The 21,199-nt window shown below is 54.0% G+C and carries 20 protein-coding genes; 17 read left to right on the forward strand and 3 right to left on the reverse strand.

Annotation, left to right across the window (positions count from 1 at the left end; translation table 11 throughout):
* Window positions 1-4: 4 nt before the first annotated feature.
* Both TALK_RS15150 and TALK_RS15155 read left to right on the forward strand, forming a co-directional pair.
* Complete coding sequence (locus tag TALK_RS15150) at window positions 5-685, forward strand: response regulator transcription factor (RefSeq protein WP_085619984.1); 681 nt, start codon at window positions 5-7, stop codon at window positions 683-685.
* A gap of 62 nt (window positions 686-747) precedes the next feature.
* A complete protein-coding gene (locus TALK_RS15155; RefSeq protein ID WP_085620044.1) occupies window positions 748-1,989 on the forward strand; it encodes a sensor histidine kinase in 1,242 nt (413 codons plus the stop codon).
* 12 nt (window positions 1,990-2,001) lie between these two features.
* Here TALK_RS15155 and TALK_RS15160 read toward each other — a convergent pair whose 3' ends face one another.
* On the reverse strand, window positions 2,002-3,222 hold the full coding sequence (locus tag TALK_RS15160) for an amidohydrolase family protein (protein WP_085619985.1): 1,221 nt from the start codon (window positions 3,220-3,222) through the stop codon (window positions 2,002-2,004).
* A 241-nt stretch (window positions 3,223-3,463) separates the two neighbouring features.
* On the opposite strand from TALK_RS15160, the gene TALK_RS15165 reads away from it, so the two are divergent.
* Window positions 3,464-3,865, forward strand: coding sequence for a nuclear transport factor 2 family protein (locus TALK_RS15165; RefSeq protein WP_085619986.1), 402 nt, complete (start codon window positions 3,464-3,466; stop codon window positions 3,863-3,865).
* A 46-nt stretch (window positions 3,866-3,911) separates the two neighbouring features.
* Here TALK_RS15165 and TALK_RS15170 read toward each other — a convergent pair whose 3' ends face one another.
* Window positions 3,912-4,625: a GntR family transcriptional regulator gene (locus TALK_RS15170; RefSeq protein WP_085619987.1), complete on the reverse strand. Its 714-nt coding sequence runs from the start codon at window positions 4,623-4,625 to the stop codon at window positions 3,912-3,914.
* Between the two features lie 126 nt (window positions 4,626-4,751).
* Here TALK_RS15170 and TALK_RS15175 point away from each other — a divergent pair, with 126 nt between their 5' ends.
* From TALK_RS15175 to TALK_RS15240, 14 genes are all read left to right on the forward strand, one after another.
* A complete protein-coding gene (locus tag TALK_RS15175; RefSeq protein WP_085620045.1) occupies window positions 4,752-6,341 on the forward strand; it encodes a gamma-glutamyltransferase family protein in 1,590 nt (529 codons plus the stop codon).
* Window positions 6,342-6,608: 267 nt separating this feature from the next.
* Window positions 6,609-7,667, forward strand: a complete 1,059-nt coding sequence (locus tag TALK_RS15180; RefSeq protein ID WP_139833852.1) for a LacI family DNA-binding transcriptional regulator — start codon at window positions 6,609-6,611, stop codon at window positions 7,665-7,667.
* The gene (locus tag TALK_RS15185) at window positions 7,667-8,692 is read left to right on the forward strand and encodes an ABC transporter substrate-binding protein (RefSeq protein WP_245829947.1); all 1,026 of its coding nucleotides are present in this window, start codon (window positions 7,667-7,669) and stop codon (window positions 8,690-8,692) included. Before TALK_RS15180 ends, TALK_RS15185 begins: the two co-directional genes overlap by 1 nt.
* A 109-nt stretch (window positions 8,693-8,801) precedes the next feature.
* A complete protein-coding gene (locus TALK_RS15190) occupies window positions 8,802-9,629 on the forward strand; it encodes an ABC transporter permease (protein ID WP_085619988.1) in 828 nt (275 codons plus the stop codon).
* Window positions 9,626-10,405, forward strand: coding sequence for an ABC transporter permease (locus TALK_RS15195; protein ID WP_085619989.1), 780 nt, complete (start codon window positions 9,626-9,628; stop codon window positions 10,403-10,405). Before TALK_RS15190 ends, TALK_RS15195 begins: the two co-directional genes overlap by 4 nt.
* Complete coding sequence (locus TALK_RS15200) at window positions 10,398-11,432, forward strand: ABC transporter ATP-binding protein (protein ID WP_085619990.1); 1,035 nt, start codon at window positions 10,398-10,400, stop codon at window positions 11,430-11,432. The genes TALK_RS15195 and TALK_RS15200 overlap by 8 nt, the downstream gene beginning before the upstream one ends.
* Complete coding sequence (locus tag TALK_RS15205) at window positions 11,432-12,361, forward strand: nucleoside hydrolase (protein WP_085619991.1); 930 nt, start codon at window positions 11,432-11,434, stop codon at window positions 12,359-12,361. Before TALK_RS15200 ends, TALK_RS15205 begins: the two co-directional genes overlap by 1 nt.
* A complete protein-coding gene (locus TALK_RS15210; protein WP_085619992.1) occupies window positions 12,358-14,148 on the forward strand; it encodes an adenine deaminase in 1,791 nt (596 codons plus the stop codon). The genes TALK_RS15205 and TALK_RS15210 overlap by 4 nt, the downstream gene beginning before the upstream one ends.
* 47 nt (window positions 14,149-14,195) lie before the next feature.
* Entirely contained in the window at window positions 14,196-15,131 is a 936-nt protein-coding gene (locus TALK_RS15215; protein WP_245829948.1) for a LysR family transcriptional regulator, read from the forward strand.
* A 196-nt stretch (window positions 15,132-15,327) separates the two neighbouring features.
* A complete protein-coding gene (locus TALK_RS15220; RefSeq protein WP_085619993.1) occupies window positions 15,328-16,488 on the forward strand; it encodes an ABC transporter substrate-binding protein in 1,161 nt (386 codons plus the stop codon).
* Window positions 16,489-16,561: 73 nt separating this feature from the next.
* Window positions 16,562-17,551 (forward strand): ABC transporter ATP-binding protein, encoded by a 990-nt coding sequence (locus TALK_RS15225; protein ID WP_085619994.1) that lies wholly within the window; start codon window positions 16,562-16,564, stop codon window positions 17,549-17,551.
* Window positions 17,548-18,531 carry an ABC transporter permease gene (locus TALK_RS15230; RefSeq protein ID WP_085619995.1) on the forward strand — a complete coding sequence of 328 codons (984 nt, stop codon included), beginning with the start codon at window positions 17,548-17,550 and terminating at the stop codon, window positions 18,529-18,531. The genes TALK_RS15225 and TALK_RS15230 overlap by 4 nt, the downstream gene beginning before the upstream one ends.
* The gene (locus TALK_RS15235; protein ID WP_085619996.1) at window positions 18,521-19,336 is read left to right on the forward strand and encodes an ABC transporter permease; all 816 of its coding nucleotides are present in this window, start codon (window positions 18,521-18,523) and stop codon (window positions 19,334-19,336) included. Before TALK_RS15230 ends, TALK_RS15235 begins: the two co-directional genes overlap by 11 nt.
* Window positions 19,337-19,359: 23 nt before the next feature.
* Complete coding sequence (locus TALK_RS15240; protein ID WP_085619997.1) at window positions 19,360-20,787, forward strand: gamma-aminobutyraldehyde dehydrogenase; 1,428 nt, start codon at window positions 19,360-19,362, stop codon at window positions 20,785-20,787.
* 77 nt (window positions 20,788-20,864) lie between these two features.
* On the opposite strand, the gene TALK_RS15245 is transcribed toward TALK_RS15240, so the two are convergent.
* Entirely contained in the window at window positions 20,865-21,170 is a 306-nt protein-coding gene (locus TALK_RS15245; RefSeq protein ID WP_085619998.1) for an antibiotic biosynthesis monooxygenase, read from the reverse strand.
* Between the last annotated feature and the right edge of the window lie 29 nt (window positions 21,171-21,199).

Genomic DNA, 21,199 nt, shown 5'->3' on the forward strand with positions numbered 1-21,199 from the left:
ATTTATGAAATCAACTGCGAATATCATGGTCCTTCTGGTCGAGGACAATATGGATATTGCCGGTACGATCAGTGATTATCTATCCCTTGAAGGAATTGAATGTGATCACGCCTATGATGGGGAAACCGGCTTTAACCGTGCCTTGACCGGGGAATATGATGTCATCCTGCTTGACGTCATGTTGCCGTTTCGCGATGGCATAAGCATCTGCAACGCGCTGCGCAGCGAAGGCATCGACACCCCAATTCTAATGTTGACCGCGCGCGATACACTGGCCGACAAGCTCGAAGGTTTCAGTGCCGGGGCCGATGATTATCTGGTCAAACCCTTTGCCCTTGAAGAACTTTTGATGCGTACGCGCGTTTTATCACGCCGACGCAGCGGCGAAATCAGGCGGTTCTCACTCGGCGATCTGGTCGTTGATTTTGAAAATCGCCATGTTGAACGATCCGGTCGAGCAATCAATCTGTCGCCGACCGGCTGGACCATCCTTGAAGTTCTGGCCCAGAACAGTCCACACATTGTGACCCGTTCCCGACTAAGCATGGCCTTATGGCAAGGCGACCCGCCCGATACCAATGCGTTGAAAACACATCTTTACAAATTGCGGATGCGCATCGACAAACCGTTCAATCAGCACCTGATCCACACCGTCGCCGGTCAGGGCGTGGCCCTTCGCGAGTAATTGATATGCATGCCTGTGCACCAATCCAGAAAACCTTTTCCCGTTTTGTGCGGAATTACGTTTTGCTGGCACTTGTCATTACGCTGGTGATCTATACCGGGATCGTCAATTTCTACATGCTGTATGGCAAATGGATGATCGCCGCATTCCAGTTAGAGGTCATCGCCGAACAATATGATGAATTGCGCAGCGCCAACCCAAACGCGCCCCTGCCCAACGGTTTCAATATCCAGACCTTTACAAGCTATAATGCTTTGCCGGAATTGCTGCGCGAACATTTCACGCCGGACGATATCGAACCGGGTGAACTTTTCTACCTCAACACCGATAAATATGCTGACCTAAAAGCCCCGGAAAATCCGATATTTCTGGTTTTTCCACATACTCTGAAAGACGGTAAACAGATCCTTTTATTGCAGACCTATCACGCCCGCGACGAAGATAGCATCTACTTTAAACGGCTTCGAAAACTGGCATTTTTGACCATTCCGTTTGCGATTGGCGTCGTTGTGATCTTTGCCTATTTCTTGTGGTTAATCGGCAAGCGATTAACACAGCCATCCGAAAAACTTCAAGGCTGGGCCAAAACATTATCAACCAAAAACCTGCATGAACCCGTACCCGACTTTGGCTTTACCGAGTTAAACGACGTAGCAAGTGAACTGCATCAATCGCTGGTTCGGGTGGATAAATTCGTAACCCGTGAACACGAATTCCTGCGTCAGGCCAGCCACGAATTGCGCACACCTGTCACCATCGTCAGTGGCAATGTTGAATTGCTTGATAAGACACCACTCAATGAAATTCAGGTTCGATTGGCCGCACGCATAAAACGCGCCAACCGCAATATGCAGCAATTGATTGAAACGCTTCTGTGGCTGGGCCGCGAAGCCGCCCCCAATGGCCACCATGAAAAGATCGATTACCCATCCTTTGTCCGCGAGGCAATTGTCGATCTTGCCTATCTGACAGATGGCAAGAACCTGAGCTGTGAATTCAATACCGATGATGACAGCGGCGAAATCACGGCGTCATCCGCTGCCCTGATGATTGTGGTGTCGAACCTGATCCGCAATGCATTCGAACACACCCCAAAGGGTCAGGTGACAGTCACCCTTAAAGCCAACAAACTGATTGTCGAAAACAACCTGATGACCTGTGCGGGTGACTGTATCCGTGATCAGGGCGAAGGCATTGGCCTTCATCTTGTGCGCAGGATTTGTAATCGCTGCAACTGGACGTGTGAAACAACCATCCTGTCATCGGGCGGTATGCGCGCGACCTTTACACTTTCTGCCGCCTGATAGCTGCACGCCCTATGGCCGAAGCAATCGGGCCGCTGGATATTCAAAGGTGACCTTGCCATCTTTCATGCCCCAGATCGGGCGGGCAATTTCCGAAACAACCTGTGCCCTATTCGATGCCGGCAAGGCAATAAACGTCGCCGCCCCGCCAACCGTGATTGCGTTTGAACGTCCCAGAAGCTTGGCCGGATGATCGGTAACCATGGCAAAGCACATTTCAAGTTCTTCAATCGTGCTAAGCTGGCTGACATTGGCATAAAGATTTGCCATCCGCGATAACGAACAATCACCGAATGGTGTGAACGGGTTCAGCACATTATTGGTCGCAATCGTGCAACATACCCCGGCATGGGCAAGACGATGGGCCGGGGCCACACCACGCGGAATTGAATGTTCGCAATCACGCCCGGTCAGGAAAAGGTCGGTGGACGGCAACACCGTCAAACCGATCCCGGCCTGCTGCATCAGGGCCGTGGTATCCACCAGTTGATCCTTTGGCAAAACTGACAGCTTCGTCACATGCCCGATCATCACCCGCCCCTGCCAATCAAAGGCAATCGTCTGGCGCGCGACTTCGTCCAAATGCCGCCAGGTCGGATCAAGATCAAAATCCAGATGGAAATCAAGATCGACATCATAATCACGCGCCATTTCAAACAAGCGCTTAATCTGTCCAACCGGGTCTGTATCCATATAAGGGCATCCGCCCAAAAGATCGGCCCCGCTGTCAAGCGCCTCTCGCAGAAGCTCTTCGGTTCCCGGATAGTTCAAAAGTCCTTCCTGCGGAAAGACGCAAATCTCGATATCCATTGCCCAGGCATAATCGCGTTTCAGGCGCTTGATCGCCCGGAACCCGGCAAGACCGATGCCTGGATCAATTTCAACATGGGTGCGGATCGCGTTCGTACCCTGTGTGATAGCTTTTTCAATGACCTTCGCCCCACGGGCATAAACGTCATCCTCGGTAAAGCCGCTTTTGGCCTTGGCAACCGCACTGATCGCCCCCTGTAACGTGCCACTTTCATTTTTGGCACGATCCAGAATGCAGGCTTTATCAAGATGCAGATGACTTTCAACAAACCCGCCGGTCACAAGGTTCCCACCGGCATCAAAGGATGGTGCATCGCTTGTAATCAAACGCGCAATATCAACGACCATTCCGCCGCTTACCGCAATATCAACAAGACCATCCTCGCCATTAAGACAGGCGCTCCGCACCACATAATCAAACATGTTCGCCGATCACCTTTTCATTTTTGGACTGAATTCGCCGTTGATCAACAACGCAAGCTTTATGCCACCATCCTGAATTGTGTGAATTCAACATGTTACGTGATTACCCTTTAAGACTCTTACGACATTTCCTTAATGTCTGCGCAAATTGCATGCAATTATTGCATAAAATTTACGCATGCAATAATTCTGCTGCCGTAATATGCTGATCACAGATCAATTGCATGAATGAGGACGCCAAATGACCGACACGCTGTCACCTGATGCACAGATTGTGCGCGATTTTCTTGATGCATCGATGAAGCCCGATCCGGTCAAGGCGGCGACCTATATGTCGGACGATGTCGTGATCACCTTTACCGACGGTGCCAAATACGATCATCCATCGGGCACGACGGCGTTTAACGCTGCCCGCTATAAGTGGGTGAAAAAGAAGTTCGGGCAGTTTGACGTCGCACCGGGCAAAGACGAAACCGTGGTTTACAGCGTCGGTACACTTTATGGCGAATGGCCGGATGGCACATCCTTCGAAGGCAATCGTTACGTCGATCGTTTTGTCATTCGCAATGGCAAGATCATCAAAATGGATGTCTGGAATGAAAGCGCAGAACGCATTCTGGTCCGCCAGGGCATCAGGGCCTGATCGATTTCTCCGCCTTTTCCGGCGGGAAAATCACCCGCCTGGCGGCTTAATCCCGACTTTCACGCACCTGCCGTGCATAGGGTTCAAGCGCATCAAGATAAACCAACGGACCGGCTTCTTTTTGCGTAATCAGCGCCCGGTCAGCGACCGCCGTCAGGTGCGAACGCATCAAATCACGTGCCTTTTCCTCGTCCGCATTGGCAAGGGCATCTATAATCTGGCGGTGTTCCGAAATACCGCAATTGGACGAATGCGGACGGGCATACAGCGACAATGTCAGGCCGCAGCGATAACCAATCTCTTCGACATAGCGCAACAAAACCGGGCTTCCGGTCAACTTGGCAAGAAGAATATGGAACTCGGTCGCAAGCCGGATGGAAATTGGCTCGGACGCGTGTTCGGCTTCGACTTCCTTGGCAAGATGGGCTTCAAGCTCGGCCAGTTTTTCCAGCGTCATATCCTTGATCACACGACTGATCACAAGGTCTTCTATCTGGGTGCGCAGCTCGAAAACATCACGGGCTTCTTCAAGGCTTGGCTTGGCAACCATCGCCCCGCGATTGCGACGAAGCTCCACCAGTCCTTCGGCGGCAAGCCGTTCAAGCGCCTGCCGGATCAGGGTGCGGCTTACACCGAACCGTTCACCAAGGGAATCTTCGGGCAATTTCATACCGGGCAGCAAAACACGTTCCAGAATGGCCGATCGCAATGCCGAACAGATCAATTCATTGCGGTGTTTTGCTTTATCAGAAGCCTTCATAAGATCCCGGCGACAATGATGACAGGTACAAACCTGTATAATCGACTGCATGCAATTTTGCCATCGGTGATCCACGCAATCTGATCGTTCATTTCAACACAACCAACCACCATGAAAGATGCCGATATGAGTACCGCAACCAATCCCCTTACCTGTCGCGCGATGGTCACCAGCCCAAGTGTTGCCGCAAGCGAAGCCGGGGCACAGGTACTGCGTGATGGTGGCACGGCGATTGAGGCCGTTGTTGCCACCGCATCTGTTTTGGCGGTGACCTATCCGCATTTTTGTGGCATTGGCGGCGATGCGGTCTGGATGGTGGCAGACCAAACTGGCAAGGTTTCTTCGTTTCTTGGTATCGGCCAAGCCGCACTTGGCGCCACATCCGATATCAACACACCCATTCCATTGCGCGGACCGGCATCAACCCTGACCACGGCCTGCACGGTTGATAGCTGGCAACACGCCCTTGATCATTCCGCCCGTCACTGGGGCGGCACGCGCAAGCTTGGCGATCTGATCGAACCGGCAATTGCCTTGGCCGAGAACGGTTTCCCCGTCAGCCCGTCGCAATGCTTCTGGCTGAATTTCAGAAAAGACGATTATCAAGACTGGCCGGGATTTGCTGATATCTTTGCCCCGAACGGGCGGGCGCCCAAAGCCGGAGAAATCTTTGTTCAGCCGCAACTGGCCGAAAGCCTGAAACTGATCGCAAAAAATGGCGCACGCGATTTTTACGAGGGCAAACTGGCTCGCAAGATTGCCAAGGGGTTGGCAGATGCCGGTTCTCCGATCCGGGCACGTGATCTGGAACTGACCAGCACCCGCACGGCCGATGCTGTCTCGCTTGAATATGGCGATATTACCCTGTATGCACCGCCTGCCCCCACTCAGGGATTAGCCACCTTGATGACCATGGGCATCCTGCGTGAAATGGGAACCAAGGATTGGGATGAAAGCAATGCCGATCATTTTCATCTGGTCGTCGAAGCCATCAAGCGTGCATTTCTTGAACGTGACCGCATAGGCGACCCGGACGATACCGATGCCGATTTCAGCGACATCCTGGCAATCGAAACCCTGCGCAAGAATGCGGCCGATATCGCAATGGATCACGCAATGGAATGGCCGCATCCGTTCCGCCACGGCGATACGGTTTTCCTTGCAGCAACCGATGCACAGGGCAATTGCGCCAGTGTTTTGCAAAGTACGTATTTCGATTGGGGCAGCGGAGTTGTCGCGGGTGACACCGGCATTGTCTGGCAAAACCGTGGTGCCGCATTCAGTACGGCTGAAGGTCACCCAAACCAACTAAAACCGGGCAAAAGGCCGTTCTATACTTTGAACCCAGGATTGGCGTTACGAGATGGCAAGCCCTGCCTGCTTTACGGCACCCAAGGTGCCGATGGCCAGCCACAAACTTTGGCAATGCTGCTGACCCGGATGATCGATTTCAACCTGTCTCCGGCGGAGGCCCTTGCCCGCCCGCGCTTCCTTTTGGGCAAGACATTTTCTGATTCCCGCGACAGCCTAAAACTTGAAGCCGATGCCGAACCGGCCGTCTTTGCCGAACTGGTCAAACGGGGACATATCCTGCGCGAGATCGAGCCCCAAAGCGCCCTTGCCGGGCAGGCAGGTATCATCCGCATCGCACCGGACGGATCTGTCGATGGGGCCCATGATTCACGCAGCGACGGGGCCGCCATTGGCATCACTTAGGGCAACCAACCTTCCATAGAACACCATATAAATAGCCTGCCACAGATTTTTTGACGGTGGGTTTTGCTGTTGTTTCAATGATTTCGCATGCGAATGCCGCAAATTGCCCCCTCTGATGGCGGAGACAGTATAAATTTACCCTCGACTCTTGAAAAAGACTCCGGTAGCGTATGGTTAATCGATTAACCAGATAATCAATATCATCAGATGCATCAACAAGGTGCATTGGCGGGGATTGAAGTGGCCGCATCGCGCACCAGACCAAATATGAGCAAGATCGCTAGCGCCCTTGGGGTGTCTTCGGCAACGGTGTCAAATGCACTGTCTGGCAAGGGGCGGGTATCGGCCGAACTGGTCGAAAAAATCAGAAAAAAGGCCGACGAACTTGGTTATGTCCCCAGCAGTGCCGGACGCGCGCTCCGCACGGGCCGGTCAAATGTTTTGGGTCTTGTCCTTCCCGATATTTCAAATCCCCTGTTTCCACAGATTGCCCAAGCCATGGAAGCCGCCGCATCAAACGCCGGATATGGCATTCTGATTGCCGATTCACGCGGTGATGTTACCACCCAGACACAGGCGATCAGTCGCCTGATCGAACGCGGTGTTGATGGCCTTGTTGTTATTCCGCGCCGCGGCACCCGCATCGGTGATATTGGCTGCCCGGTCGCAATGGTTGATACACCGTCAACTCCGGGCAATACGGTTTCGGCCGATCACTGGGAAGGCGGGGCAAAAGTTGCCCGCCATCTGGTCGATTTGGGCCACAAAAACTTTCTTTTGGTCGGGTATGACCCGGCATCAAATGTGCAAAATGACCGTATCGGCGGCATGAAATCGGCATTTGACCGGGGCATCAAATACGACACGATCTGGCTGGAAACACTTTTGCGCGAACGCGGCGAGCAAACGTCGCTTGGCCTGATTGACCGTGTCCGTGACGGGGTCACGGCAATTTCCGCCGTTTCAGATTTACATGCGCTTCGCGTTTTGACCGAACTGCAAACCGCCGGGATCAAGGTCCCGCAACAAGTTAGTGTAACAGGCTTTGACGATCTGATTTTCTCGCCCGTGGTTACGCCTTCGCTGACCACGGTGCATATGGATATGGCCCGGATTGCCGAACTGGCGATTGCCGCTCTTGTGCGTGAAATCGAACACAGCAAATCCGAACCGAATGCCAATACATCCCAAAAACAAAACGGCAAGGCGGCCAAACAAACCGTCACAGCCGAGCCGTCCAAGGTTTCGATGGAATTAATGGTTCGTGCCTCAAGCGGACCGATAATTCTGCCTGATACACCCATATTAAATGGAAAGACGCTGTAATGCCGATGAAAAAACTGCTTGTGGCTTCTGCTGCCCTTTTGCTGTCCGTAGGTGCCGCAAAGGCCGAGGAAAAAACCCTGACCATCTCGGTTTATGGTTTCGCACAGGATGCCTTCAAAAAATTCCTGTATGAGCCGTTCGAAGAAAAATGTGGTTGTGAACTGGTTGTTGAAACCGGCAACTCGGTCGAACGTCTGGCCAAAATCGAAGCCAACAAAGACGCCCCGGTTATCGATCTTGCCGTGATCTCGATGCGTGATGCGCTGGCTGCGGCCAATAAAGGCCTGACCGACAAGGTCGACACCGCAAAACTTTCGAACTTTGCCAAACTTTACGACATTGCCAAAGATCCGAATGGCGATGGCATGAGCGTCGGTTACACCTTCTATGCCAGTTCGATCGCTTATCGTTCGGACAAGATGAAAGTCGATAGCTGGGCCGATCTTTTGGCCGATGGCGTTGTTGATCATGTCGCCCTGCCAAATGTCACCACCACCCAAGGCCCGCTGACCCTTTATATGCTGGGCAAGGCACTGGGAGATGAAGATGCATCGCTAAAAACCCCGATTGCGGCTGTCGGTGCGAAAAAGGACGAGATTGTTACCTTCTATGTACGGTCCTCGCAACTGGTTCAACTCATGCAGCAGGAAGAAATCTGGGCGGCACCAATTGGCCGTTTTGCATGGTCGGGCTTCTCGAAAATGGACCTGCCGATCAAATGGGCAACCCCAAAAGAAGGCCAGTCGGGCGGCATGAATGTCATGGTCCTGACCAAAGGCAGCAAGAACCGCGACCTTGCGCTTGAATTCATGGATTTCTGGCTGTCGACCGAAACCCAGACCACTTTGGCTGAGAACCTTGTCGATAGCCCGGCCAACAAAGACGTCAAGGTTTCCGACGAAATTGCTGAAAACCTGACTTATGGTGCGGATACGGTTGCCAACCTGCATCTTATCCCGTCACAGGTTGCCATCGATAATCAGGAAACCTGGCTGTCGGAATGGAACAACAAGGTCGGTCAGTAACTATCTGCCGGACGAATATCGGATCGGGGCATCAAAAACGACGGCCCCGATCCGACGAACCGCATTTACGCTACCATCTATCCCTCTAACCGACGACAAGGTTGCTGAGATGTTTCAGAACCGGGCCGAGGCCTTTGCGCTGGTCCTTCCTGCGGCGATCTTTGCCAGTGTTGTTTTTCTGGTTCCCGTGGGAATCCTTCTATCCGAAGGATTTCGCACCGGCGACAGCTGGACGATACAGGCCTATATCGATTTCTTTTCACAGTCGCTGAACCAGACGGTGTTTTTACGCACCCTTAAACTGGCCGCGATGGTGACCGCCGTTTCCGCCGTGATCGGCTATGCCGCAGCATTTGCAATTGTAAACCTGCCGCCCAAGGGCAAAGGCCGGATTACCGGGCTTGTCGTGCTGCCGTTGATGATTTCACCGGTGGCGCGGACCTATGCATGGCTTGTCATCCTTGGCCGCACCGGGTTTGTCAATCAGGCGCTGGTTGGCATCGGGCTTTCCGATGAACCGATCCGGTTCCTGTTTACCGAAACCGCCGTTTTCATCGGGTTGCTTCAGTTGTTTTTGCCACTGATGATCATTTCGCTGATCAGTGCGCTTGAAAACATGCCGCGTGATGCGGTTCCCGCCGCGCGTGTTCTGGGCGCAAACTGGTTCCAGGTTTTCACCAAGGTGATCTTGCCGCTGACCAAAGAAGGTCTGGTGATTGGTGGCACTCTGGTCTTTACCGGGTCGATGACCGCCTATATCACCCCGGCGATTTTGGGCGGGTCCAAGGTTTTGATGTTGGAAACCCTGATGTATCAGCGCGTCACTGTGGCCAATGATTTTGTCGCGGCCAGTGTGATTGCCCTGATCCTGATTGTCATGGCGTTTGCCGCCAATGTTTTACTTAAACGGCTGGCAACTGCGAGGAACAAACGATGACATCACGTCTGTTTTCCCCGATTGTTTTACTCTTGGTTCTGACCTTTCTTATTGGGCCGTTCCTGATCATTATTGCCGCCTCGCTCTCGGCCGGTGAAACCCTTGCCTTCCCGCCGCAGGGATTGTCGCTGCGTTGGGTATTTAAGGTATTCGAAGTCGAAAGCTTCCGTGCGAGTTTTGGCATTTCGATGTTTTTAGCCATCGGCGGCACCTTAGCCGCCCTGATCCTTGGCATACCGGCAAGCTATGCGCTATCGCGCTATAAGGTGCCGGGGGCCGAAACCATTCGAACCATCGTATCGTCGCCAATCATTGTGCCGGGCATCATCGTCGGTTTGGCATTGCTGCGCTATTTTGTGGTGCCGTTTAATTTTGGCATTTTGTTTGCGCTATTCATGGCCCATACAGCACTAATCCTGCCCTATGCCGTACGCGTGGTCTCGGCCAGCCTGAATAACCTGCGGTCGGACATCGAAGAAGCAGCCGTACTTTTGGGGTCGTCACGTGTTGGTGCGTTTTTCCGGGTGGTGATGCCCAATATTCGCGGCGGTATTCTGGCGGCCTTCATTCTGGGCTTTGTCACCAGTTTCAATCAGGTCCCGGTATCACTGTTTCTGTCCGGCCCCGGCGTCCGTACCCTGCCAATCGATATGCTTTCCTATATGGAGATCACCTATGACCCGTCGGTCGCGGCCCTTTCGGCGCTGCTTGCCTTCATGTCGCTGGGCATTGTCTTTCTGGCCGAACGTTTCCTAGGATTTTCCCGCTATGTCTGATCTGCGCTTTCTCAGCCTTGAAAAACTGACCTTGTCCTATGGCAAAAACATTGCCGTTCCGGAAATGGATCTTGATATCGCCAAGGGTGAATTGGTCGCCCTGCTTGGCCCGTCGGGTTGTGGCAAAACCACAACCATGCGCGCCATTGCCGGTTTGATGGCGCCCTCATCCGGGTCGATCATTCTTGATAATGTCGATATCACCCGCTCCCCGGCCAACAAACGCCCGGTCGGGTTGGTTTTCCAATCCTATGCCCTGTTTCCGCATCTTAACGTGTATGAAAACGTTGCCTTTGGCCTGAAACTGATGGGCGTGCGCGGATCGCTTCTTGATGAAACAGTCAAGGAAGGCCTTAAGACCGTCGGACTTTCAACATTCGCCACTCGCAAACCGGCCGAACTTTCCGGCGGGCAGCAACAGCGTGTATCTCTGGCGCGGTCCATGGTGATGGAACCCAAAGTTTTGCTGCTGGATGAACCGCTATCCAATCTTGATGCCCGCCTGCGCCTTGAAATGCGCAATGAATTGCAGCGCGTGCAAAAAGAAAGCGGTGTCACCATGATCTTTGTCACCCATGATCAGGTCGAAGCCCTTGCCATGGCGGATCGCATTATCGTCATGCTAGATGGTCATATCGAACAAATCGGCACGCCCGAGGATATCTATAACCGACCAATTTCCGACTTCGTCGCCGATTTCGTCGGGTTTGAAAATGTCTTCTCGCTCAACGATGGCAAGCTTAAAACCGCCAATGGCATGGTCGCACTTTCTGGCGACATTCCAGCCGATGCCAAGGGCCTTGCATGGCGCCCCGCGATGGTCACCCTTGGCGATGGCCCGTTTGAGGGAACAATACGCGGCACATCTTTTGCCGGTGGCACGCGGGAATATCTACTTGAAACATCGCTTGGCCAAATCAAGGCCGAATGCGACGCCAGCCTGCCAGCCCATGCATTCGGGGCGACGCTTAAATTCGATTTGCCCGTGGCAAGGGCCGCATCCCTTTCCCGCGTCGGGAGCCTCTGATGGGACTTTGGATCGACACCGATATGGGATTTGATGATCTGGCCGCCGTGCTGGTCATCACCCATGCGGGTAAAAAGGTCGATGGCATGTCGCTGATTGCGGGGAATTCACCGCTTGAACGCGTGCGCATCAATGCGGCCAGTGCTGCCCATCTGTTTGGCTGGAATTTCAAAATCTTTACCGGTCGCGAAAATGCCGTGATGGGCGGGCTTGAAACTGCGGAAAAAATCCTTGGCCCGCATGGCATGCAATCCACGGGTCTGCATCTTCCTGATTGTCGGCCAATTGCCGAGTGCAGCGCGTTCGATGCCCTTTGCAACTGGCTTGAAAGCAAATCAAACCCCGATGATGAACGCCATATCCTCGCACTTGGTCCGTTGGGTAATATTGCATCCCTTGTCCTTGCCCGCCCCGATCTGGCGCGTAAAATCGATTGTCTGACCTGGATGGGCGGCGCGGTTGGGCTTGGCAACCATACCGCATCTGCGGAATACAATGCCTTTGCCGATCCCGAAGCGCTGGCAATCACCCTGTCGCACCAAGTGCCGCTGCGCATGGTCGACCTTGACCTTTGCCGTCAAGTTCTGGCAACCCCGGCTGATATTGCCCCAATCCGCAATGCGGGCGGTAAAAATGCCGAACTTTTGGCCGACCTGACCGAGGGATATGTCAATATTGCCCTTGCGCGCGGGCGCGATGCAATGTCGATCTTTGATCCCTGCGCCGCAGTTGCCACCATCAGCACCGATGTCATTACCTTTGCCGATGCCCATATCGAGGTCGAACTTGGCCACGGCCCGTCACGCGGCCGAACCATTGTTGACCCGCGCCCCAATGCGGCCAAAAACGCGCAATATGCTGTCGCTGTTGATACGGACTGCGCGCGCGACCTGATCTTTTCAGCCCTGAAGGCGGAAGCAGCCAAATGAACAGCCGAACCAACGAGCCCGCCGACCTGACCAATGACAAGCTTCGCACCCGTGCGGTTGCCGCCGCGCGCGGCGATGCCCCCTTTGATATCCTGATCACCGGCGGCGAATTGGTTGATATGGTCACCGGTGAAATCCGCAGGGCGGATATCGGTGTGATTGGCCCGATGATTGCCAGTGTCCATGAACCCGCAACCCGAAGTGACGCCCGCAAGATCATCAGCGCACGTGGCGGCTTTGTCAGCCCCGGCCTGATTGACAGCCATATGCACATCGAAAGTTCAATGGTCACCCCGGCGATATATGCCAAAACCGTGGTGCCACGCGGGGTGACCACCATCGTCTGGGACCCGCATGAATTGGGTAATGTCCTGGGGCTTGACGGGGTGCGTTGGGCGATTGATGCAACGCGCGATTTGCCGCTTCGTGTCATGGTTCTTGCCCCGTCCTGCGTTCCGGCTGCCCCCGGGCTTGAAATATCAGGTGCCGATTTTGACGGCGACGCCATGGCAAAATTGCTGTCATGGCCGGAAATTTCCGGGGTTGCCGAAGTCATGAATATGCGCGGCGTCATTAACCGCGATCCGCGCATGACCAACATCATGCAGGCCGGTCTGGCATCGGGGAAACTTGTTTGCGGCCATGCCCGCGGACTGGAAGGCCCCGACCTTGCCGCTTTCATGACCGCCGGTGTCAGTTCCGATCACGAACTGGTATCAAACGATGACCTGATGGCCAAACTGCGCGCCGGTCTGGCGATTGAAATGCGCGGATCACATGATCATTTACTGCCGGGTTTTGTTGACACCCTTAATAACTTAGGCTTCTTGCCACAGACCGTAACCCTTTGTACCGACGATGTTTTCCCCGATGATTTATCCAATGCCGGTGGCCTTGATGACGTGGTCCGCCGCCTGGTTCGTTATGGCATAAAACCGGAATGGGCACTTCGCGCGGCAACACTGAATGCCGCGATGCGTCTGGGTCGATCCGATCTGGGCCTGATCGCGGCGGGGCGTCGTGCTGACATCGTCATCTTTGATGATCTGACTGATTTTAAGGCGCGCCATGTTATTGCCAATGGCGAAACCGTTGCCGAAACCGGTGAAATGATAAAACCCCCGGCTGCACTGGACCCAGCACCACTGAACAACACCATGAAAATGGATGTTTTGGGCGTTGATGACTTTCGGGTTCCCGTCACAGGTTCAGGGAACAAAGTCAAAATCGCCACCATCGACCGCCCGCGCTTTACCCGCTGGGGCACGGCCGAGGCCGACGTCAAAGACGGCTATATCGTCCCACCGGCGGGCACCACCATGATTGCGGTTGCCCATCGCCACGGCAAAGCCAACAGCCAGCCCCGCGTTGGCTTCCTAAGCGGCTGGGGCGAATGGCACGGTGCGGTTTGCACCACCGTTTCCCATGACAGCCATAACGTCACCGTTTTTGGTGGCAATGCCCGCGATATGGCGATTGCGGCAAACGCCGTAATACGTGCCGGGGGCGGCATGGCCGTCGCATCAAATGGCAAACTTGATGCCCTTCTGCCGCTACCGTTATGCGGGTTGGTATCGGACGCGCCGATGGATCATGTTGCGCAACAATTTGCCGACATTCGGACCGCCACCGACGCCATTGTCGATTGGCAGCCCCCCTATTTGGTGTTCAAGGCCCTGTTTGGGGCAACATTGGCGTGTAATCCCGGCCCACACCAGACCGACCAAGGAATTGGGGATGTCACCACAGGTACGTTGCTGGCCTCGCCAATTCTGGAAGTGCTTTAGGATCAGGACCAAGGCTATCGACCGGGCAAAAAACCGGCGACAACCCGATGTCCTTGGCCTATCGTTCTGAAATCATGGCTTTTACCATTCGTCAGCTTCAGTATTTTGTCGCCGTCGCCGAACAGGGAACTGTTTCGGGGGCGGCGCATATTTTATCGATTTCACAATCGGCTGTGACCGAGGCCATCAAGGAACTAGAAGCCGATCTTGGGGTTGGTCTGTTTGAACGCCATTCACGCGGTTTGAACATCACCCATAAGGGCCATCAATTCCTACGTCATGCCACCACGATCCTGTCCAATGTATCCGATGCCAAACAGGCCTTCGATGATACCGCCGAGGCCGTCCACGGTGAATTGCATCTGGGTGTCACGTCGCTTGTCGCGGGCTATGTCCTGTCTGATATTCTCGCACGCTATCGCCGGGCCTATCCCCATGTCAGTGTCAGCGCGATCGAGGATAATGGTGAATATCTGGAACATCTTTTAATCGGTGGCGAAATTGATGTTGCCGTCATGGTGATTTCGAACCTGCGTGACCGTCTTGCCCTGCATTCGGAAATTCTCGAAGTCTCGCCCTATCGGCTTTGGCTGCCGCTGGGGCATCGGTTATCGACCGCCCAAAGCATCTCATTGGCCGATGTCACATCCGAACCGATCATTATGCTGACGGTCGACGAGATCGAAGAAGCCACCGGCAAACTGTTGGGGGCACTTGGCGCACGTCCGCGTGTCGCATTCCGAACCCGGTCGGTCGAGGCCGTCCGAAGTCTGGTCGCCACCGGGGCAGGTGTGGCCCTTTTGCCTGACCTTGTCTATCGGCCATGGTCACTTGAAGGTGACCGGATCGAAAGCCGGGATGTATCGGGCACCTTGCCCATGGTGCAGGTTGGTGTTGTCTGGCGTAAAGGATCACCCTTGTCACAGGCCGCACGTGATTTCATCGGATTGGCACAGGCCCACCGCGCCACGCGCCTTCGCTAACCATAACCCCACTCGATCAATGCGCTAACGCTATCAACACGCCAGCACCGCAAATGTCACAGGATCACACTGATATCGGAATTTCCGATATCATATTTCTGATAAATGAAATTGCGAATGCGATATATCAGCGTACCCTTTCTTGCGGGAAATAAAAGTCACACGAATTGACTTCCTGCAACTGGGAGACATCACAATGAAATCACTACTGAAAACCGGCGCATCCGCGGCGGTTATGCTTGCCTTTATTGCAGCCCCGGCTGCGGCTGCCGACATGATGACAAAATTGGGAACCCCCGAGGGCGAAGTCAATATCGTCGCTTGGCCGGGTTATATCGAACGCGGCGAAACCGATGCCGCATTTGACTGGGTCACATCCTTTGAAAAAGAAACCGGATGTATGGTCAAGGTCAAATCCGCCAATACATCCGATGAAATGGTCGCCCTGATGAATGAGGGCGGCTTTGATCTTGTCACCGCATCGGGCGATGCATCGCTGCGTCTGATTGCCGGTAAACGGGTCCAGCCGATTAATACCGACCTCGTTCCAAGTTGGAATTCGGTTGATGACCGGTTGAAAAGCTCGCCATGGCACACGGTTGACGGCGTTCACTACGGCACCCCCTATCAATGGGGGCCGAATGTTTTGATGTATAATACCGAGGCCTTCAAAGAAGCGCCCAAAAGCTGGGATGTTGTTTTTAAAGAAATGACCCTTGCCGATGGCAAATCCAACAAAGGCCGGGTTCAGGCCTATGACGGGCCGATCCATATTGCCGATGCGGCACAATATTTAATGACCCATAGCCCGGATCTTGGCATCAAAAGCCCCTATGAGCTTAATGCCGATCAATATGCCGCCGCCCTTGATCTGTTGCGGGGCCAGCGCAAACTGGTTTCTCGGTACTGGCATGATGCCTTTATCCAGATGGATGATTTTAAAAACGAAGGTGTTGTGGCTTCGGGGTCATGGCCGTTTCAAGTCAACATCCTGAAATCCGAAGGTATGCCGATTGCATCGACCATCCCCGAAGAAGGCGTTACCGGCTGGGCCGATACCACCATGTTGCACGCCGAGGCCGAAAACCCGACCTGTGCCTATCTTTGGATGGAACATTCCCTGTCATCAAAAGTACAGGGTGATCTGGCGGCTTGGTTCGGGTCCAACCCCGCTGTTCCAGCCGCGTGCAAAGGCAACGAACTTTTGGGCGATGAAGGCTGTAAAACCAACGGGTTTGATGATTTCGACCGTGTAAGCTTTTGGCGGACCCCGGTTTCGAAATGTGAAAGTCAGGGGGAATGCGTGCCCTATTACCGCTGGGTTTCTGATTACATCGGTGTGATCGGCGGACGCTGATCAAGCTACCTCACCATCCCTTGCGACCCGGGGCCCGCCTTTGCGGGCGGGCTCCCAATTATGCGGTTAATTCATGCCACCTGCTGTTTTGCTTTCAAAAGTATCGCGTCACTTCGGTGCAGTACGCGCGGTCGACGGCGTTGACCTGACCATCAAAGAAGGCGAGTTTTTCGCCATGCTCGGCCCATCCGGGTCCGGCAAGACCACCTGCCTTCGCCTGATTGCCGGTTTTGAACAACCCACCCATGGCCATATCGAAATTTTCGGCACTCCCATGGACGGGGTGCCGCCCTATCGCCGGAACGTCAACACGGTGTTTCAGGACTATGCCCTGTTCCCGCATATGAACATTATCGACAATGTTGCCTACGGCCTGATGATCCGTGGCATTGGCAAGACTGATCGCCTGCGCGCGGCCAACAACGCCCTTGAAATGGTTGCCCTTCCCGATTATGGCACCCGCCGCCCCAGCCAGCTTTCCGGCGGCCAGCGCCAGCGGGTTGCTCTGGCGCGTGCATTGGTCAACAAACCCAAGGTACTGTTGCTTGATGAACCGCTTGGTGCGCTTGATCTGAAATTGCGCGAACAAATGCAGGAAGAGCTCAAAGTCCTGCAACGCAAACTTGGCATCACATTTATCTTCGTCACCCATGATCAGGGCGAGGCCCTGTCGATGGCTGATCGCGTTGCCGTTTTCAGCGACGGCAAGATCATGCAGATCGGCACACCACAGGATATCTATCAACGGCCACAAACCCGCTTTGTTGCCGATTTTGTCGGGTCATCGAACGTATTGCCGCCCGAATTTGTCAAATCACTGACCGGCACCGCGGGCTGGGCCAGCCTGCGCCCCGAAGCCATCAGTCTGGGCACTGGTGAAACCCATATCGCAACTGTCACCGGCAGCAGTTATCTTGGTGGCTGCACACGTGTCGGGCTGGCATTGGGCGGTTTACGCCTGAATGCACTGATCCCCGCCGGACAGCCCGTGCCGGAAAATGGCAGCGCCGTAGGTATCGGCTGGAAGCCCGAAGAATTACACGTGATGGAGGATACCCAATGACGGTATCCGCAACGCCATCCCCCCACCTTGACCATGCCAATAGGGCGCTGGCAATTTTGCCGGGAAAAGGCGGGATCACGGGACGCTTGTCTGACAGTTTCTGGCGCAATCCCAAACTGCTGCTGATCCTTTTTTTAACACCGCCAGTATTGTGGCTTGGGATCATTTATCTCGGATCTCTTTTTGCCCTGCTTGCGCAAAGCTTCTTTTCAATTGATGAATTTTCCGGGCTGGTAAAATACGAACTGACGCTTAAAACCTATGGCGAACTGTTTCGCCCGGCCAATCTGGATATCATTATCAGGACCGCTTCAATGGCGGCCTGCGTCACACTTGCCGCGGCGATCGTTGCCTTTCCAATTGGCTATTTTGCCGCCCGCTATGCACGGGGAAAATGGAAGGCACTTTTTTATATCGGCGTAATGTTGCCCCTGTGGTCAAGCTATCTGGTCAAGGTTTACGCTTGGAAACTGATCCTGGCCAAAGAAGGCATTCTGACCTGGATCTTTGCCAAGCTGCACCTGACATGGCTGCTTGATGCTTGGCTCGCAATCCCGGTAATTGGCGGATATTCCCTGTCGGTTAGCTATACCGGCACCTTCCTTGTCTTTCTATATGTCTGGTTGCCTTTCATGGTCCTGCCCGTACAGGCAGCCCTTGAACGTGTTCCCGCCAGCTATATCGAAGCATCCGGTGATCTGGGCGCGAAACCGTCACAAACATTCCGTCATATTCTGTTTCCACTTGCCCTGCCGGGCATTGTTGCCGGGTCGATCTTTACCTTCTCGCTGACCCTTGGTGATTACATCATTCCGCAAATTATCGGATCGTCACGCCTGTTTATCGGGCAGGCCGTCTACGCCCAGCAAGGCACGGCAGGCAATATTCCATTGGCAGCGGCCTTTACTGTTGTACCGATTGTCATCATGGGGATTTATCTTTGGGGCGCCAAGCGCATGGGGGCTTTCGATGCACTCTGATGGTCGAACACATGCCCCACTGGGCCTTAAAATCGCGGCGGGTGCCGGACTTTTGTTCATGCATCTGCCGATTGCGCTAATATTTGTCTATGCCTTTACGACCGAGGACAAAAGCTATCAGTGGCCGCCGCCCGGTTTCACAATCAAATGGCTGGCCGTAACCTGGAACCGCCCGGATGTCTGGCAAGCATTGGTGCTGTCGCTTAAAACCGCATCGGTTTCGACCCTGATTGCCATGGTTCTGGGAACGTTTTGTGCTGCTGCTGTTTCAAGGTCCAAATTCTTTGGCCGGGAAACCATTTCGCTTTTGGTAATTCTACCAATTGCATTACCGGGGATCATTACCGGGATTGCATTGCGGTCTGCCTTTAGCCTTGCCGATATTCCGTTCTCGATCTGGACGATCATTCTGGGGCACGCGACCTTTTGTGTTGTTGTTGTCTATAACAATGCGGTTGCGCGTTTCCGGCGAACGTCGGGCTCGTTGGTCGAGGCATCAATGGATCTTGGCGCGAACAGTTTCCAGACCTTCCGCCATGTCATCCTGCCCAATATCAGCACCGCCCTTTTGGCAGGGGGAATGCTGGCTTTTGCCCTGTCCTTTGACGAAGTGATTGTCACCACCTTTACCGCCGGACAGCAGTCAACCCTTCCGATCTGGATGCTGGAAGAACTTGTCCGACCGCGCCAGCGGCCGGTCACCAATGTGGTGGCGATGGTGGTTGTTCTGGTGACGGTCTTCCCGATCCTTGCAGCCTATTACCTGACGCGTGACGGCGATCAGGTGGCTGGATCGGGCAAATGATAAACATTACGGGAGACTACGAAATGGATACCAGGATGCTGATCGGCGCTGACCTTGAAGTTGGCACAGAGGCTGAAGAAAACGTCGTTAATCCAAAAACCGGCGAAACAATCCTGATGCTGCCCGAAGCATCCATTGATCAGATTGATCGTGCGGTGAATGCTGCCGAAAAGGCGTTTCAGAAATGGTCGCGAACCACACCGGCGGAACGATCCGGCTACCTTTTGAAAATCGCCGACCGGATTGAAACCGAGGCCGATGAATTTGCCAAGCTTGAGGCCCTGAACTGCGGCAAGCCGATCAATGCCGTGCGCAATGATGAAATCCCGGCCATTGTTGACTGTTATCGCTTTTTTGCCGGGGCGGTACGCTGCATGCAGGGATCAATTGCCGGTGAATATATGGCCGGTCATACCTCGATGATCCGCCGTGATCCGATTGGTGTGGTTGGCTCTATCGCACCATGGAACTATCCACTGATGATGATGGCATGGAAACTGGCCCCGGCAATTGGTGGCGGCAACACAGTCGTTTTCAAGCCGTCTGAACAGACACCGCTCACGGCTCTTAAACTTGCCGCGATCTTTGCCGATATCCTGCCCGAAGGCGTGGTTAACGTTGTGCTTGGGCGCGGGGCAACCGTTGGCAACAGCCTGATCAACCATCCCAAGATCGACATGGTATCCATCACCGGCGATGTTGCGACGGGTAAAAAGGTGCTGCAGGCCGCTGCCAAATCGGTCAAACGCACCCATCTGGAACTGGGCGGCAAGGCCCCGGTTATCGTGTTTGATGATGCCGATCTGGATGCGGTTGTGAACGGGCTTCGCGCCTTTGGCTATTACAATGCCGGACAGGATTGCACGGCGGCATGTCGCATTTATGCCGGTCCAAAAATCTATGACAAACTGGTTGCGGATCTTTCGTCCGTGGTCTCCGATATTGCCTTTGCCCGCCCGGATGATAGCGAAAATGAAATCGGCCCGCTGATTTCCGAACGTCAGCGCGACCGGGTGGCAAGTTTTGTCGCCCGTGCTGCTGAACAAAAACATATCGAAATCACCACCGGCGGCAAAATCCATAACGGCAATGGTTTTTTCTATCAACCAACCGTGATTGCCGGGGCGCTGCAAAGCGACGAAATTGTTCGCCGCGAAGTTTTTGGCCCCGTTGTTTCGGTGACCCGTTTTTCCGACACAGATCAGGCCGTTGCCTGGGCCAATGATTCAGATTACGGGCTGGCATCCTCAGTCTGGACCAAGGATATCTCGCGCGCCATGCAAACCGCATCGCGGTTGCGCTATGGCTGCACATGGATCAATACGCATTTCATGCTGGTCAATGAAATGCCCCATGGCGGCCTGAAACAATCCGGTTACGGCAAGGATATGTCGCATTACGCGCTCGAAGATTACACCGCTGCGCGCCATATCATGATTGCCCATGGCTAACGCCGGAAAACACAGCCCCAAACAACAAACGGCAGCCCCAAAGGCTGCCGTTATATTTTGCGGAATACAGCGGGAAACTACGAGATGTAATCCGCCATTTCTGCGTTGTAATAGGTCTTGGTGCGCGGGCCTGCGATGATCGGGTCGATCCGGCGCACGCATTCTTTGTAATGCGCTGTATTGCGATGGGCCTGAAAATCTTCCTCGGACCGGAAAACCTCATAGATCATGAATTTATGCGCATTATCGGGATCGCGCAGCACGTCAAAGCGAAGGTTGCCTTCCTCATTGGCGCGCGTGCCTTCGTAATTAATACGAAACGCTTCGATAAATTCATCGACATGACCGGGCTTAACTTCGATATGCACCATCTGTACAAGCATGTTGTGTCCTGATTTCTTGATTATTGAAT

Origin of the sequence: Thalassospira alkalitolerans (assembly GCF_002115745.1) — a bacterium.
Classification (GTDB): Bacteria; Pseudomonadota; Alphaproteobacteria; order Rhodospirillales; family Thalassospiraceae; genus Thalassospira; species Thalassospira alkalitolerans.